Annotated in this window: 12 protein-coding genes; 9 read left to right on the forward strand and 3 right to left on the reverse strand. The window is 47.6% G+C overall.

Annotated elements, in window-relative coordinates; genetic code table 11:
* A partial coding sequence (locus K331_RS29525) for a helix-turn-helix domain-containing protein (protein ID WP_036634888.1) occupies positions 1 to 243 on the reverse strand: 243 nt, incomplete at its 3' end.
* A 1,320-nt stretch (positions 244 to 1,563) separates the two neighbouring features.
* Here K331_RS29525 and K331_RS0113440 point away from each other — a divergent pair.
* On the forward strand, positions 1,564 to 2,184 hold the full coding sequence (locus K331_RS0113440) for a hypothetical protein (protein ID WP_028590710.1): 621 nt from the start codon (positions 1,564 to 1,566) through the stop codon (positions 2,182 to 2,184).
* A gap of 1,606 nt (positions 2,185 to 3,790) precedes the next feature.
* Here the strand turns inward: K331_RS0113440 and K331_RS0113450 are convergent.
* A complete protein-coding gene (locus tag K331_RS0113450; protein ID WP_028590712.1) occupies positions 3,791 to 4,972 on the reverse strand; it encodes a pyridoxal phosphate-dependent aminotransferase in 1,182 nt (393 codons plus the stop codon).
* 228 nt (positions 4,973 to 5,200) lie between these two features.
* On the opposite strand from K331_RS0113450, the gene K331_RS0113455 reads away from it, so the two are divergent.
* The 6 genes from K331_RS0113455 (at position 5,201) to K331_RS0113480 (ending at position 13,637) form a co-directional block, all read left to right on the forward strand.
* Positions 5,201 to 6,019, forward strand: a complete 819-nt coding sequence (locus K331_RS0113455) for a carbon-nitrogen family hydrolase (protein ID WP_028590713.1) — start codon at positions 5,201 to 5,203, stop codon at positions 6,017 to 6,019.
* Positions 6,020 to 6,293: 274 nt separating this feature from the next.
* Positions 6,294 to 6,617, forward strand: coding sequence for a hypothetical protein (locus K331_RS0113460; protein ID WP_018886158.1), 324 nt, complete (start codon positions 6,294 to 6,296; stop codon positions 6,615 to 6,617).
* 2 nt (positions 6,618 to 6,619) lie between these two features.
* Positions 6,620 to 7,030, forward strand: a complete 411-nt coding sequence (locus K331_RS0113465; RefSeq protein WP_028590714.1) for a hypothetical protein — start codon at positions 6,620 to 6,622, stop codon at positions 7,028 to 7,030.
* Positions 7,031 to 7,094: 64 nt separating this feature from the next.
* Positions 7,095 to 7,409 carry a hypothetical protein gene (locus tag K331_RS0113470; protein WP_028590715.1) on the forward strand — a complete coding sequence of 105 codons (315 nt, stop codon included), beginning with the start codon at positions 7,095 to 7,097 and terminating at the stop codon, positions 7,407 to 7,409.
* 330 nt (positions 7,410 to 7,739) lie between these two features.
* Complete coding sequence (locus K331_RS0113475) at positions 7,740 to 10,475, forward strand: glycoside hydrolase family 9 protein (RefSeq protein WP_028590716.1); 2,736 nt, start codon at positions 7,740 to 7,742, stop codon at positions 10,473 to 10,475.
* A gap of 150 nt (positions 10,476 to 10,625) precedes the next feature.
* Positions 10,626 to 13,637 carry a glycoside hydrolase family 48 protein gene (locus K331_RS0113480; RefSeq protein ID WP_028590717.1) on the forward strand — a complete coding sequence of 1,004 codons (3,012 nt, stop codon included), beginning with the start codon at positions 10,626 to 10,628 and terminating at the stop codon, positions 13,635 to 13,637.
* A gap of 139 nt (positions 13,638 to 13,776) precedes the next feature.
* Here the strand turns inward: K331_RS0113480 and K331_RS0113485 are convergent, their stop codons facing one another.
* Positions 13,777 to 14,709 carry a LysR family transcriptional regulator gene (locus K331_RS0113485; protein WP_018886153.1) on the reverse strand — a complete coding sequence of 311 codons (933 nt, stop codon included), beginning with the start codon at positions 14,707 to 14,709 and terminating at the stop codon, positions 13,777 to 13,779.
* Positions 14,710 to 15,084: 375 nt separating this feature from the next.
* Here K331_RS0113485 and leuC point away from each other — a divergent pair, with 375 nt between their 5' ends.
* Both leuC and leuD read left to right on the forward strand, forming a co-directional pair.
* Positions 15,085 to 16,506: a 3-isopropylmalate dehydratase large subunit gene (leuC, locus tag K331_RS0113490; protein WP_028590718.1), complete on the forward strand. Its 1,422-nt coding sequence runs from the start codon at positions 15,085 to 15,087 to the stop codon at positions 16,504 to 16,506.
* Positions 16,507 to 16,526: 20 nt separating this feature from the next.
* On the forward strand, positions 16,527 to 17,129 hold the full coding sequence (leuD, locus tag K331_RS0113495) for a 3-isopropylmalate dehydratase small subunit (RefSeq protein WP_018886151.1): 603 nt from the start codon (positions 16,527 to 16,529) through the stop codon (positions 17,127 to 17,129).
* Positions 17,130 to 17,285: the final 156 nt, after the last annotated feature.

Below are 17,285 nucleotides of genomic sequence, written 5' to 3' on the forward strand. Positions count from 1 at the left end.
AATAAGGGTCGACTGCTGCAATGTCCATTTCCCCACAGGGATGGAGGACTTGCGCCTTTGGACATAGCTCTCCTGAGATCGCTCAGCACGATATGACTCCTGCGCCAGGTTTCGACGGAGTTCTCGGCAAATGGTGGCATGATGCCTGCCTAATTCACTGGCAATGGCTCTGGCACTTTTCCCCTGCTGGTGGAGGATTTCTAGCTTGCTGCGCTCGATTATGCTAAGATGTGTGTAGCTCATGGTGGATTCTCCTTGTGTGAATGCGTGGTGTAGGAACCTTCATTCTACACGAATCCGGCCATGGGCCCTTTTTATTTATTTCCAGTAGGTGTCGCACTTCATATTACAAACCGTCATTATAAAAGTAAAGTAATGGCGGAAAGACAGGTTCAATTATATAGTGATCTTGGTGAATATAAACTCAAAAAAAACCTCGAAGTCGGGTTATACTTCATACTCGAAGGTTTACGTTTAGCCATTAACATACGCAGCATACGTTACATGGTTAGTTGTATGAATTTACTTGAGCGATATAGGGACCATTCCAATCCAGAGGCGATAACTATGTATGAACAATTAAAAAAAAGAAGCATATAAAATTATTAGTTAATATATTGATTGTATAATATTATTTAGAAGAGGACCTCTCAGATATGAAAGGTCCTTATTTACAATGCATGAGAAGGGGTTATGATTTTCGTTCGATCCAACCATTTAAAAAATCATAGGGTTGTCTCTAGTGTTTTATTCAATAAAATGACATGTCCAACTAATATATTACATAGAAAGTTATTCCAGTAGAGTGGTGAGTAATTTTCTAGCTCGTGTATATCTTAGTTAGTCAAGGAGTTGATCGGTCTAAAGCTAAAATTACGTGATTGGAAGCTACAGAAGAGATTACGAGTTTATGTAGTGTGATGTCCCTGTCTTCAGAATCAAAGCATATATTAAATAAAAATGAAGAGGTGTTCTAATTTATGAAAGAGAAAATTGCCATAGTACTAATGACAACATCCCTTGTACTTTCTATGGGCGCTGTAGCCTCAGCAGAGAACTCTTCAGTTAGTGCAGCAGTGGTAGTACAGAAGTGGTAGTAACAAACCTAGCCCCTAATTCTAACGGTGCGGGTCCAGATTAATAAAGCGAGCAATATTACGGAGGAGCCGCAAATCTATAAACTGAAGGAGCGTTTAGCATTAAAAAAATATTAATTGTAATTGGAGTTGTGATGACAGTATTAGTTGTACTACATGTAGGCCTTATAACACTTTATAATGTTGAACCTTCTATTCAAATGAAGATGGAAAGATGATGAAATTTTTCTTACGCTCAAAAATGTTATTAGTACACAGAGGAAGTCTTTGAAAAATTCTCCTGATTTACGGTTGACAATCTAAGCCATATAAAATATGTATACGCGCTAATTTTATATGTCATTTTTATTAGATCAAATGACCCAATAAATTGAATAAATATGAATATTGCATTATTTACCAATTAAACGCTTTTAATTACAATATAAGTGTGATTATCACTACTTTAGGGAGGAGTAACAAGGAAATGAGTAAGAATTTAAAAAGGATTGTTGTTAGTTGTTTGGCCTTTACCTTGTTATTTGGAAGTGTTGGTATTGTAGGGGCCACTGAGTCAACCAGTATTAATAGTAACTCTGATCTTACATCCAGTGATTCATACATAATTAGTGACTCCAAGAGCCTTACCAAAGAACAACTAGAAAGTGTCTATACGATTTCAATGAATAATCCTGCTGTAAAAAGTGGTAATGAATCCTTTGATATTATCACACCTTCTTCTGAAATTATCGGTGAATCAGGAATGGTTGTGGCAGGCCCTTTGTATCAAACTCACACTAATAAATCGGCTCGGATAATTGCAGATGGAATGGTATCATGGCTAATTACAAAAACTCCACTAGGGAAAGCTCTGGATCAGAGCAAAATACTGGTATGGGTTTACGGCATCGCTCAAGGCTGGGGCTTAGACTTTGCTATTGGCCCTAAGTATACAGGGATGTGGACTACCAGATCTTATAATAATCACACAGGAATGTATCATTATTACCTTAACCTTGTCTATTACACTAACAATTCTTTTGTAACCCCGATTGATGTTCAGTACCGAGAGATACACAGGTCTGTCAGGCCAATCGAGAATTTTTAGGACATGAACTAAATACTGCCTTCATAGTCTTAAAAGAAAGCCCAAAGAGTCTATGAAGGCATATACATAAAGGAGAAATATCAATGTTTGGCAATTTTTTTAGGAAAATAGTTCGTGATAGATATCACTTTTTTTTCGTGTTGTGTATAGCATCATACTTTTTGATTTTTACACCTAATCAGCTAACGTTTCTAGTTGAGAACTTATATGGAGGCCGTTCATTTTTTTCTCAATTCACAATCTTCATTATCTTTTTATCTTGTGTTAAGCTCAGTGAATTCTTAATTATAGCCTTGAGAAGTTTGGTTTCAAAGGCTCCGATCATGCTATGGATTCTTTATATTCTCATAATTGCGTTGATGATCTATGGATTGTTTCAAAAATGAATCACTGTTGCATAGTTTGTTTTTGATCTAGCTATCTGTATCCAAAAATTAATTGAAGAACAAACAAAGCCTCGAATTTATCAATAAGCCGAATATATCAAACTTAATTATTATAATGAGTGAAACCACGCCAAGGGGCAATTACAAGCCCTTGTCTTAGCGTGGTTTCAACATGATTCGGTAGTTGATTGAAGGATGTCCTATTATTCAGTAGAAAAATATCCATGCATCCGTGTAGAGTGCGACTTCGACACGCGTACTAAGTTCGGTGAGATTTGTTTCAACCCACGCACTCAAGTAGAGTGCGACTTTCTGCGGAGTGACAATTTTTGTTCCGCTGAATTTATTTCAATCCACGCACTCAAGTAGAGTGCGACCGCTGTGCTTGTGCATTACACAGTTATCGGGAATGTATTTCAATCCACGCACTCAAGTAGAGTGCGACTTGCGTGGGCAGGACAAACAGGATATTGGATGCCTATTTCAATCCACGCACTCAAGTAGAGTGCGACAGCGAAAAACAACTATAAAGGTGTATGATGAGATTTGTTTCAACCCACGCACTCAAGTAGAGTGCGACTAGCTGAGGCAGGACAAACAGGATATTGGATGCCTATTTCAATCCACGCACTCAAGTAGAGTGCGACAGCGAAAAACAACTTAACCAAGTTGTTAGTACTCCTAATTCTAACGTTTAAGCGTGAAAATATAAAGGATAAGTGCTGCTTTCTCAGATGTGTGTTCACATTTCATTCACATTCGACATGGATTCGACAAAATCTGAGGTGCTAATCCCCCGGGGAAATCATGTGAGCTTGGCATTCGCACCAAAGGTTAGCTGGCAATTATGCAGTATAGCTATTGCATTTTACAGCATCAGCAAGGGCAGTAGCGGAGGGTCGGAGGAATTCTGGAGAAACGAAGTGTTCGCCTTTAAAACCTTATTTACACCGCTAACTCTTTTATCTAATGAATAAATCAGGTTTTAACAGCGATCGAAGGAAACCTCCGAGCCCGTAGCGTCACGACGCGCAAAACCATGCCGGCAGCTTCATCATGCACGAATTACGAGTCGAAGCCTCTGCCCGAATAACATGCACGCAGTTCACCATGCTCGAATACCGAGCCCGTTAGCGACTCCATGCACAATTCCCGAGCCCGTAGCCACGCCATGCATCATACCGCGCCCGCAGCACACCCATACCCGCGCCAGAAAAACCTTAGCCGAACAATCCCAGCCTTCCGATACGCTGAGCGGCCTCAATGAGTCGTTCTTCCGAGCTCAGCAGCCCAATTCGAACATAGCCCTCTCCATGCGCACCGAAGCCAACGCCTGGAGCAACGGCCACCTTGGCTTCTTTGAGGAGCAGCTCTGCGAATTCGGATGAGCTGTACTTCTCAGGAACAGGCAGCCAGCTGAAGAATGAGCCTTGGGGACGGTCTGCCTTCCAGCCGATCTGCTCCAATGCACCAAAGAAGGCGTCACGCCGTGATTCATACCGTCCGACCAGCTCAGCGACACAATCCTGTGGGGCTGTAAGCGCCTTGGCTGCCGCCGCCTGAATCCCTCCGAACAGGCTGACGTAGATATGATCTTGCAGCAGATTGATTTTGGAGATAATCTCCGCATTTCCGAGCGCGAAGCCGACCCGCCAGCCTGCCATATTGTAGGTCTTGGATAATGTATAGAATTCGATCCCGACCTCCTTGGCACCGGGAGCTTGCAGGAAGCTTACTGGTCGATTGCCATCAAAGCCGATGGCACCATAGGCAAAATCACTAGCAATCACGATCTGATGCTTCCGCGCAAAAGCAACTGTGTCCTCGTAAAAGGACAGCGGAGCTGTAGCAGACGTCGGGTTGTTCGGATAGTTGAGGAACATCAGCTTGGCCAGCTCACGCTCCTGCTCCGAAATAGCCTGATAGTCAGGCAAGAAGCTGTTGCTCTCCAGCAACGGCATGAACGACATTTTCGCACGAGCAAGTGCTACACCTGACCAATAATCCGGGTAGCCGGGATCAGGCACGAGACATACATCTCCGGGATTCAGCAAGATTTGCGGTAGCTGTACAAGTCCCGTCTTGCCGCCGAAGAGAATGGCGACCTCGGTCTCGGGGTCAAGCACTACGCCATAATCCTCCAAGTACCGACGTGCGATGGCTTCCTTCAGGAAAGCATGCCCGGTGAATGGAGAATATTTGTGAAATTGCGGCTCTGTTGCAGCTGTCTGAAGCTCCTCGACAATATGCTGCGGCGTAGGCGTATCGGGATTTCCCTGTCCCAGATTGATGACATCATGCCCTGCTGCAATTTCACGGTTGACTTGCTGAACCAAGGTGGCGAAGAATTGTGTTGGCAATTCGTTCATGACTGTAGCAGTTGGGATTGGAAATGCGGATATCTTATGCTGGACTGAGTTTGGGTTCATCGGTTTCACACTACCTTTATTGTAGGGTCTGAATTTCGTTAAAGCTTAATCTATCATGATATTCCCGGGTTGTATAGGGGGGATTAACCTGCTATCTGCATGAAATCACGGTTGCACAGAGCTGGATGAAGCGGCTATGATAAGGTCACTACGTTACACGAGAACCGATATCGGGAGTATTATAGACAAAGGAGGCGTATGATGTCACAACAGGGAGATTCACAGGTCCATATTGCACTTATTCAGGCGGATATTGCGCTTGGTAATCCTGAACACAATCGGAGTCATATCGAGAAGCTTATGCAGGAGGCCGTGCAGACCGGCCCTACAGATCTGATCGTGCTGCCTGAGATGTGGAATACTGGCTACGCCCTAGATCGCATTCATGAGCTGGCTGATCCAGAGGGTCAGGAGACACGGGCATGGGTCAGCGAATTTGCACGTACACATGCTGTGAATGTGGTCGCAGGGTCCATTGCGGAGAAGCGCGCGGACGGACAGATTTACAATACGATGTATGTATTCGATCGCGAGGGCAACACGGTATCCTCTTATTCGAAGATTCATCTGTTCCGTCTTATGGATGAGGAGAAGTATCTACAGGCTGGTACAGAGCAGGTACAGTTTGAGTTGGATGGGCACATCCGGGCAGGTGCTTCGATCTGCTACGACATCCGCTTTCCTGAGCTGGCTCGTTCACTTGCCTTGTCAGGTGCGAATATGCTGATTGTTCCGGCGGAGTGGCCGCACCCCAGACTTCATCATTGGCGTACACTGCTCACTGCAAGGGCGATCGAGAATCAGATGTACGTGCTGGCCTGCAATCGCGTGGGGCGCGGGGGAGAGACGGAATTTTTCGGGCATTCGACGATCATTGACCCTTGGGGAGAGATTGTCGCAGAGGGTGGCGAAGCCGAAGGAATCGTGCGGGGAAGCATTGTACCAGGACTCGTCACGGAGGTGCGAGGTCGCATTCCAGTATTTGAGGATCGGCGTCCAACACTGTATTCTTTGGATTAAATTACTTATTAGAATAAAACATACTAATTAGTATATGTAACATTTTTATATGTAAATGTAATCATTTTAATGGTGAGAAAAGTCCTGTTGCTGGATACATTGTATTCAGTGGCAGGATTTTTTACAGTGCAGATTACGATCTACTAGGATCTATGGTGTAGACACTGCGGGTCCCTTGGCTGACCCGTCAGGTTAGGCAGGAACACATTCTTTTCTCCTGCATACTGTATCACGTAGGTTGCATAACTACTGGTATAGTCAAGGAGGGATTATCATGAGCATGCCGCAAATTCCAGAAGAGCGGTTCAGGCCCACCAAAGAAGAGGTTGTCATTGATCTCCTGAAGTCCATTGCGATGGAAGAAACGGCCATTTCTCATATATTGAATGCTGAGGCCGAGAAAATTCAAGCCTTTGTGGGCAAGAATCTGGATTTCCCAGGCTGTCCGACGACAAAGGAGATTATCCGTTTCAATGCGCAGGTGTTCAAAGTAATTGATGTAGTAGTCATGAAGGAATGGCTACTGCTGAGAAAAATGGAAAATGCGATGGAATTGGAGACGACTGCCTGCCACATTGAAGTTGAATGTGAGGAATAGTCATGATCCATCAGGAGCTGAAGGAAGTTGCTCAATCGTTGGATCACTATGTGGATGCAGTGTCTAGACTATCACAGGCGATCGAGCAAAACGGAATTCCTGTAGATTCGGAAGCGTCCATGAAGCGTTTGCTGATGCCTCTGCAATTTTTCACGGATACGATTATGCCGCGCTTCTCGGTGCTGCTTAACGGTGAGACACAAAAGTGGTATGTACTTTCCCGCAAGCTTGGCACCAGAATACGCACACTGCAAGGCAATCAAGGCTCACAGAAACGGCGTATTGCAACGGGGGGAACGGCAGTATATAAGGCGACGCATATTGCGAGGCCTCCCACAACGGTTGTTCGTTCGCTGATTATGGACGTTCCTCCCTGGCTTCATCCTATGGTCAAAATTGGACGAAGAGGCTAGTATCAGATCAAATCGTTCAGTGATGCCAGACTTGGGAAAGATCAAAGTAAAGGAGGGGAGTAGCTTGTCTCAGCCTACAATACCAAATATCACCCCCAATATAACGGTAACTGAGAAGGAAGCAGTAAATTTGCTGCTGGCCTCAATCGCTCTAGAGGAGATGTCACTTGCACATATCATGAATGCCGAGGCCGAGAAGATCCAGTTCGTCCTGGGTACGCTGAATTCGACGACAAGATCGCCTGAGAAGATAACGAATCAGGATTTGTTCAAGATTAATCAATCGGTATTGAATATGATGCATGAAGTGATCGTCACCGAGATATTGCTGCAGATGAAATTCTCCAACGTGCTCAGGCTCGTGGAGAAGAAGAAGTAACCATTCGAGGGTCTCGCTCCTCTGAATGTATGCAATTAAGAGTACAGGCTGGAAAAGCGGAGACGATCAGTCCTTTTGCAGTCTGTACCAGGCTTTTGAAAGTAAACGGCCTAGACGAAAAAATAAAAAAAGGAAATCATAGTAAAAGAATGGATATTTTTTACTTATTGTGCTATATTGAATGCAGGGCCAGAGTAAGACAGGGCATTCACTGCAGCGCGTCCTTTACTTCAGATGAAAGTGAGGTGACGGGCTTTTTGTGTTGCTGATCATGACTGAAAGGAGGCTCTCCAGCTTCACCCAAATCATGAGAAGGAGGCACAGAACAGCATGGGAGGACGCAGCAAGCTTTCGGGAAAGAAAGCAGTTCGTTTTATGTTAGCGCTTACAATTGGTGCGGGAGTATATTCCTTTCCTGGCGCAATTCAAGCGGCTCCTACAGATTACAATTACGCTGAGGCACTGCAGAAATCGATTTATTTTTATGAAGCTCAGCGTTCGGGAGCCTTACCGGAAAATAATCGTGTCGAATGGCGCGGCAATTCCGGAATGACGGATGGATCGGATGTCGGTCATGATTTGACCGGAGGGTGGTACGACGCTGGTGACCATGTCAAATTCGGTCTTCCGATGGCGTACTCCTCCACCATGCTGGCATGGTCTGTATATGAGTATCGTGACGGCTATGAGCAGACTGGGCAGCTCGATGAGATTCTCGACAATATTCGTTGGGCGACAGACTATTTTATGAAAGCGCATACTGCGCCGAATGAGCTCTATGGCCAGGTAGGAAATGGGACCGCCGACCATAACTGGTGGGGACCTGCAGAGGTAATGCAGATGGACAGACCTTCATACAAGATTGATGCTCAGCGTCCAGGTTCTGATCTGGCAGGCGAGACAGCAGCGGCGCTAGCTTCCGCATCTATTATATTCAAGGAGAGTGATCCTGCTTATTCTGCTGAACTGCTTCGGCATGCCAAGGAACTGTATCAATTCGCGGATCAGTACCGCGGCAAGTACTCGGATAGCATTACCGATGCTCAACAGTATTACAACTCCTGGAGCGGCTATGCAGATGAGCTGAGCTGGGGTGGAGTATGGCTGTATATGGCGACGGGTGAACAGATTTATCTGGACAAGGCCGTTGCTGCGAGCAATCTATGGGGCAAGGATCAGAGTGGGAACTGGGATTACAAATGGGCTCATGCATGGGATGACAAGCATATTGGCGCATCCTTGCTGCTCGCTCGAATTACCGGAGATGCCCGTTACGTGAACACGATCGACAAGAATATCCAATATTGGAGTACCGGTGTGGAGGGAACCGGGGAAAGAATCAGCTATACGCCAGGTGGACTAGCTTATCTGGACCAGTGGGGTGTACTGCGTTACGCAGCGAATCAGGCGTTTCTGGCCTTCGTATATTCGGATTGGGTTACGGACGAAGGCAAGAAGGATAACGCTCGCGAGTTCGCTGAAAGTCAGATTCTGTATATGCTTGGCGATAATCCGCGGAATAGCAGCTATGTGGTCGGCTTTGGCAACAATGCGCCAGAGCATCCGCATCACCGGACATCGCATGGTTCCTGGGCAGATAGTCAATCCGTGCCTGACGATCACCGCCACGTGCTGTACGGTGCGTTAGTAGGAGGTCCGAACAAGACGGATGGCTATACCGACAGTATCGGCGATTATGTGTCGAATGAGGTGGCTACAGACTACAACGCAGCCTTCACCGGGGCGCTGGCGAAGATGGCACTTCTGCATGGACAGGGTCAGCAGCCATTGGCTAATTTCCCGACACCAGAGGTGCGAGACGACGAAATGTTCGTTGAAGCGGCAGTGAATGCCAGCGGGAATAATTTTGTCGAAATTAAGGCGTTGCTCAACAATCGTTCGGGCTGGCCTGCGAGAGTCAGTGACCAAATGAGCTTCCGTTATTATGTCGATTTGAGCGAAGCCGTAGCTGCTGGCTATGGTCCAGACGACATCACAGTGACGGCCTCTGGCTACAATCAGGGCGGTGCAGTGTCTCCGCTTAAGCCGCATGATCCGGACAATCACATCTACTATACGGAGGTGGATTTTACAGGAACCAAGATCTATCCAGGTGGACAGTCGGCGTATCGCAAGGAAATTCAATTCCGCCTGTCAGCACCTCAGCACACAAGCTTCTGGAATAACAGCAACGACTACTCCTTCGAAGGCATCGCTTCAACAGGCACAACGCCTGTGAAGGCTATGAATATTCCGGTATTCGACGCTGGCCAGCTCGTATTTGGCAATCAACCAGGAGCCGGTCAACCGGGTACACCAACAGCTCCGGCAGCACCTCGTAGTGTTCAGGCGGCTTCCGGTGATGGCGAAGTCCGGCTTACCTGGGGTGCTTCTGCGAATGCCGAGAGCTACAAAGTCTATCGTTCCGAAGTGAACGGGGGACCTTACAGCGAATTGGACGAAACGCAAGACAAGAGCTATACAGATCGTGCAGTGACTAATGGTCAGCTGTATTACTATGTGGTATCTGCCCTGAACAGTGTAGGCGAGAGCGTATACTCGGTTCAGGTGCAAGGGGCGCCACGGGAGGTTACTGCGCCTGAGGTCGGAGCATTAAAGGTACAGTATCGCAATAATGACAGCAATGCTTCGGACAATCAGATTCGTCCCTCGTTGAAAATTGTCAATACAGGCGATGAAGCTGTAGCACTTCAGGATGTGAAGCTGCGCTACTATTTCACAGTAGATGGCGATCAGCCACAGCAATTCCACTGTGATTATGCTGCGCTGGGAAGCTCCAATGTGAAGGGAGAATTCGTGAAGCTGGATCAGCCAGTGTCCGGCGCGGATTATTATCTGGAGATCTCATTCACCTCTGGAGCGGGTGTACTTGCCCCTGGAGCAGACAGTGGCGAAATTCAGATTCGCTTCAACAAGGCGAACTGGACGAATTATAACGAGTCCGATGACTACTCATACAACGGAAATATGCTCAGCTTTGGAGATTGGGATCGGATTTCACTCTATGTCGGGGAAGAGTTGACATGGGGAACGGAGCTGGATTAATAAGAGAGCTGGAACAGTTGAATGGGCAGAGCCAGCAATGGTGATTGTGTGCCTTACTTCTTGTTCCGCCTCGATAGATCACTTGCCCAAAGAGAAGCAAGCTTCACACTTGATCATTCCAAAATTCATAATGGGAAGGAAGATTAGGGTATGAGGAGATTTACATGGAAAAAGCCTCTCTCCATCGCCATGACAGCAACATTGTCCTTAACTATGGTGTTCGGCTCCTTTCAGGCAACCGCATCAGCGGCTGCAGAAGATTCCACACCAATAGCAGTAGCTTCCTCATCGGAAGCAACAAGATTCCTCCAACTGTATGACCAAATTAAATCGCCATCGAGCGGTTACTTCTCCGCTGAAGGCATTCCCTATCACTCTATTGAGACTCTGATTAGTGAGGCGCCGGACTACGGGCACATGACAACCTCGGAAGCTTACAGCTACTGGATGTGGCTGGAAGTGCTGTACGGATACTATACGGAAGATTGGAGCCACCTGGAAGATGCATGGGATAATATGGAGAAATATATTATTCCGATCAATGAGGGGGATGGCAAGGAAGAACAGCCGAGCCAAAATAAATACAATCCGAATAGCCCGGCTACCTATGCTGCGGAATATCCGTTCCCAGATCAATACCCTAGCCAACTGTCTGGCAAGCACCCAGCAGGAAAAGACCCGCTTGATGCTGAGCTGAAGGCTACTTATGGTAGCAACCAAAGCTATCTCATGCACTGGCTGCTGGATGTGGACAACTGGTATGGCTTCGGCAATCTGCTGAATCCAAGCCATACAGCAACGTATGTGAATACATTCCAGCGTGGTGAGCAGGAATCTGTATTCGAGGCTATACCACACCCTTCACAGGATAACAAAACCTTCGGCAAGACTGGGGAAGGCTTCATGTCCCTGTTCACGAAGGAAAATCAAGCTCCTGCAGCTCAATGGCGCTACACGAATGCTTCCGATGCGGAAGCCCGTGCTGTGCAGGCGATGTTCTGGGCGAAGGAACTGGGATACGATAATGAAGTTTATCTGGAAAAAGCCAAGAAAATGGGCGATTTCCTTCGCTACAACATGTACGATAAATACTTCCAGGTCATTGGCAGTGCTGCTGATGGCACACCGCAGGCAGGCAACGGGAAGGATGCAAGTCACTACCTGATGTCCTGGTACACAGCCTGGGGTGGAGGTCTTGGTCAAGGTGGAGACTGGGCTTGGAGAATCGGGGCCAGCCACGTACACCAAGGCTACCAAAACGTAATGGCCGCATACGCTCTATCCGATGACGAGAACGGCGGTCTGGTACCGAATTCGCCTACAGCCCAAGCGGACTGGGAGAAGTCCCTGAAGCGTCAACTGGAATTTTACACATGGCTGCAATCCAATGAGGGTGCAATTGCAGGCGGAGCCACCAATAGCTATGGTGGTGACTACAAAGCATATCCTGCTGGCACAAGCACTTTCTATGATATGGCTTATGTGTCTGCTCCTGTCTATAAAGATCCACCGTCCAACAATTGGTTCGGCATGCAGGCTTGGCCTGTTGAGCGTATTGCCGAGCTGTACTACATCATGGCGAAAAATGGCGAAACGTCCGGCGAGAATTTCCAAATGGCAAAACAGGTTGTTCAGAACTGGGTTGATTGGTCAATGGACTATGTATTTGCCAACGAGCGCCCGGTTACAGACAACGACGGTTACTATCTGAATGCAGCCGGTACACGCATTCTGGGTGGTAAAAATGCACAAGTAGCTACAACGTCGGCTCCAGGTGAATTCTGGCTGCCAAGCAATCTGGAGTGGTCAGGTCAGCCTGCGACTTGGAATGGCTTTGCAGGTCATGCGCCTAACACGAATCTTCGCGTAGTTACCAAGGCTCCTGGTCAAGATGTTGGTGTACTGGGAAGCTATGTTAAAGCGCTCACATTCTTCGCTGCTGCCACAAAGCTGGAAAACGGCGAATATACAGCACTGGGTAACGAGGCTGCTCAATTGTCCAAGGAGCTGCTGGACGTAGCTTGGGATTACAATGATGGAATCGGGATCGTAACGAAGGAGAAAAACGGTTCTTACTCCCGTTACTTCGAGAAAGAAGTATTCTTCCCGGCTGGCTGGACTGGAAAAGGTGGCCAAGGCAACATTCTGCCAGGCAACAACACGATTCCTTCTGACCCTGCCAGAGGAGGAAATGGTGTCTATGCAAGCTTTGTCGATATCCGTCCGAAGCTGAAGGAAGATCCAAAATGGTCTTACCTGGAGAACCTGTACAACAGCTCGTGGAACCCAGTGACAAAAACTTGGGAGAACGGTGAGCCAGAATTCACTTACCACCGCTTCTGGTCACAAGTAGACATTGCTACCGCTTACGCTGAGTATGATCGTCTGATTAATGGCGGAATTGGCGAGCCAGAACCAGCTGCTCCAAAAGCACCAACGAATCTCAAAGCAACAGCTGGAGATCAAGAGGTGACGTTGAGCTGGAGCAAGTCTACTGGAGCTGATAGCTATACTGTCAAACGCTCCACAACAGCTGGAGGACCTTATACGACTGTGACAACAGTAACCAACAGCACGTACACAGATGTTCAACTGGTAAATGACACTCCATACTTCTATGTAGTGAATGCTGTAAATGCCATCGGCACAAGTCCTGATTCGGCCGAGGTTCGCGCTGTCCCTACAGCTGCACCTGAACCGGCTGTGGGCGATGTGAAGGTCGAATACAGAGCCAGTGATACCAATGCGAGTGACAACCAGATTCGCTTCAATCTTCGGTTGACGAATCATGGAACGGAGGCTGTTAATCTCAGCGACGTGAAGGTCCGGTATTACTACACCGTTGAAGGCGGACAGTCCCAAGAATTCCATTGTGACTATGCGGCGCTGGGTAGCGGCAATGTTCGCGGAACCTTCGTGCCACTGTCAGGGGCGGTAGCGGGTGCCGATCATTATCTGGAGATATCCTTCGCTCCGGGAGCAGGAACATTGGAGCCTGGTGCAAATTCGGGCGATATTCAGATCCGTATGAACAAGTCGGATTGGTCTAACTACAATGAGAGCGATGACTTCTCTTACGATCCAACGAAGACTTCTTATGCTGAATGGGAGAAGACCCCACTGTACCTGAACAATACGCTGATCTGGGGCTTGGAGCCTTGATCTGATATTGATGGTGTAATACCATCACCAAGCGAAAACAAAAGACGGTTCTGCAGGCTGGAGTTCAGCCTTGCAGAACCGTCTTTCATGCGTGTTAAGAGCTGCGAGCCGAATTAGTCAGCTTTCCCGTCTATTCGTCCTATCTGCGGAACGAGAAGCCAACGGAGAGCTGGTCCACGGTGTCCTTGAAGGTATCAATGAATGCCTCCGCGGCCTTCGACAAATAACGTCCCTGGCGGTATGCGATGACAAGCGTTCGGCTCGGTGCAGGCTCAGCGAGCTGCAGATAGACAGGAACGAACTCGCTGCGGGCCGCCCTGGCAATGAACCTTGGAACAAGGGTAATGCCCATGCCTGTGGCAACAAGTGATTGAACCGTCTCAATATTGTTGCTTTCAAATACGACCTTCGGCTCGAATCCTGCCTGCTGACACAGATCGACCATAATTTTGCGGAAGCCCTGTCCTTTCTTGAGCACGACGAAGGGTTCATTCTTCAGCTCCTCCAGACGTACCGGAAGCGGCTCTCTACCGTTAGCGCGCTCAGCGAGAGGATGCAGGGGAGGAACTGCCAGATCAATGAGCTCTTCTCCAATGGGCACATAGGATAGGGAGGGCTCATTCAGGGGGAGGGAGAGCAGACTAAGATCCGTCTGACCGCTGGCTGTTTTCTTTTCCAGATTCATGGATGAATCCTCCAGCAGTGTGATCTCAATGTCCGGGTATGCCTGTTTGAAAGCAGGCAGTACATGTGGCAGCAAGTGTGAGCCTGTGATTGGCATACTGCCGATGACAACCTTTCCCTTACGTAGCTGAGAAATGTCATCCATTTCACGCCGCAGCAGCTCCATACCATCCACGATCTTTTGCGCCTGTCTCACGAAGGTCTCACCTGCATGCGTAAGCTCTACGGTGCTCGTACTTCGCTGGAAGAGCACAACACCCAGTTCCTTCTCCAGCTTGGACACCTGCTGACTAAGGGAGGGCTGGGCGATATGAAGCTTCTCTGCTGCTCTTGAAAAATTCCGCTCCGCTGCAATTTGTAAAGTATATTGAAGCTGTCTGAATTCCATGTTCAACCTGCCTTTATATTCTAAAAATGCGGTTTCTCACACCAATACTACTATTATATATAATATGAGCTGCGAAGACCATCATAGCTGCATATGTGCTACGAAGACTATATAGCCACAGAAGCCAGTGTGTAAGCACTTCGGGTTGCTGTATATATGGGGCACTTACAATTTAATGAAGGTTGCACCTTATCATAGGGAGAGGTTACAGATAAATAATTGGTGACATTCCCCTAGGTTGTCTTTATAGGCTAAGACTATAGCTCTCATAGATATTATATCTTGGAACAATGGACATGGGGATGATATATTAGTGTCACTATAGAGAAGGGTTAACGCCTTCTTACATGTTCGAATCCAACAGGGGTGAATAGAATGAGCAAAAAGACGATGTTTGAAAAGATCTGGGACAATCATGTAATTCATTCGGAAGACAATAAGCCTAGCATCCTGTACATTGACCTGCATTTGGTGCACGAGGTGACTTCTCCGCAGGCTTTTGAGGGTCTGCGCATGAACGGTCGCAAGGTACGCCGCCCTGACCTTACATTTGCAACGATGGACCACAACGTACCTACCAAGGACAGATTCAATATTACAGATCCGATCTCCAAGCAGCAGATCGACACGCTGACTTCCAACTGTCGTGACTTTGGCGTAACACTTTATGATCTGGATACGATTGACCAAGGCGTTGTTCACGTTATGGGTCCTGAGCTTGGGTTGACGCATCCAGGTAAGACAATCGTCTGTGGTGATAGCCATACGTCCACACACGGTGCTTTCGGAGCGTTGGCTTTCGGTATTGGTACCAGTGAAGTGGAGCACGTACTTGCAACCCAATGCTTGCAGCAGGCCAAAGCGAAGACGATGGAAGTACGCTTTGTCGGCAAGCGTAAGCCGGGTGTAACTGCCAAGGATATGATTCTTGGAGTAATTGCCAAGTACGGTACAGATTTCGCGACAGGTTATGTTATTGAATATACAGGTGAATCGATTCGCGAGCTGTCCATGGAAGAGCGCATGACCGTCTGCAACATGTCCATTGAGGGCGGTGCAAGAGCGGGTATGATCGCTCCTGACGAGACGACATTCAACTATCTGCGTGGTCGTCAGCATGTACCTCAGAACGAAGCTTTCGAAAAGGCAGTCGAGGTATGGAGTCAACTGGTAACGGATGAAGGAGCAGAGTTCGATACCGTGCTGGAGTTCGATGTAGATTCATTGATTCCGCAAGTAACCTGGGGAACCAGCCCGGGCATGGGTACGGACATTTCCTCCGCGGTACCGAACCCGGCAGACCTGCCAACCGAGAATGAACGTAAAGCCGCTGAGAAGGCGCTCGAATACATGGATCTGGCACCAGGGACTCCAATGTCTGAAATTCCTGTAGACTATGTATTTATTGGTTCCTGTACGAACGGTCGGATTGAGGATCTGCGTGCAGCGGCTGAGATCGCACGTGGCTACAAGGTATCGGAGCAAGTAACAGCTATCGTCGTTCCTGGCTCTGGACGCGTGAAGATTCAGGCAGAGCAAGAAGGTCTTGATGTGATTTTCAAGGAAGCAGGCTTCGAATGGCGTGATGCAGGCTGCAGTATGTGTCTCGCAATGAATCCGGATGTATTGAAGCCAGGACAACGCTGCGCCTCTACCTCTAACCGTAACTTCGAGGGCCGTCAGGGCCGTGGTGGACGGACGCATCTGGTATCTCCGGCGATGGCAGCCGCAGCAGCAATCCATGGACGTTTCTACGATGTTCGTGACTGGAAATTCAAGCAGGAAGTAGTCAGCTAGTTGACGGGAGGAGACGTACAATGGAAGCATTCAAGACATTAAACGGAATTGTGGCTCCGGTAGACCGGGTCAATGTAGATACAGACGCAATTATTCCCAAGCAATTTTTGAAACGAATCGAGCGCACGGGGTTCGGACAATTTTTGTTCTATGAGTGGCGCTTTGACGAGGAAGGCAATGTGAATCCGAATTTTGAACCGAACAAGTCCCGCTATGAGGGAGCCTCCGTGCTGATCTCACGTGCGAACTTTGGTTGTGGCTCCTCTCGTGAGCACGCGCCTTGGGCGATTCTGGATTATGGCTTTCGCTGCGTAATTGCTCCGTCCTTTGCGGATATTTTCTATAATAACTGCTTCAAGAATTCCATTCTGCCAATCAAGCTCTCGGAGGAGCAGGTCGAGGATCTGTTCCAGCGTACAGCTGCGCATGATGGGTATCGCCTGAATGTTGATTTGGAGCAAAAGAAGATTACGGACGAGTATGGTCTGGAAATCAACTTTGATCTGGATGAGCACCGCAGACAATTTTTGCTGCAAGGGCTGGATGACATCGGGCTGACGCTTCAGCATGAAGACAAGATTTCCTCCTATGAGCGTGACCGTGAAGCTCGTGCTTTTGTATAATTAAGCTGTCATTCATTTGGAGAATAGGGTGAACTGCCTGGAGAGCAGCCATATGTTTGCTATGCTTGTTCTCATTAAATTAGGCCGTCAAGTATAGTAGCTCTCTGGGTAGATGAACTCCTTCGTTCGCAAGATAGAACGGGGGAGTTTTTGCTA

Origin of the sequence: Paenibacillus massiliensis subsp. panacisoli DSM 21345, from assembly GCF_000426545.1 — a bacterium.
In the GTDB taxonomy this organism is placed as follows: Bacteria; Bacillota; Bacilli; order Paenibacillales; family Paenibacillaceae; genus Paenibacillus; species Paenibacillus panacisoli.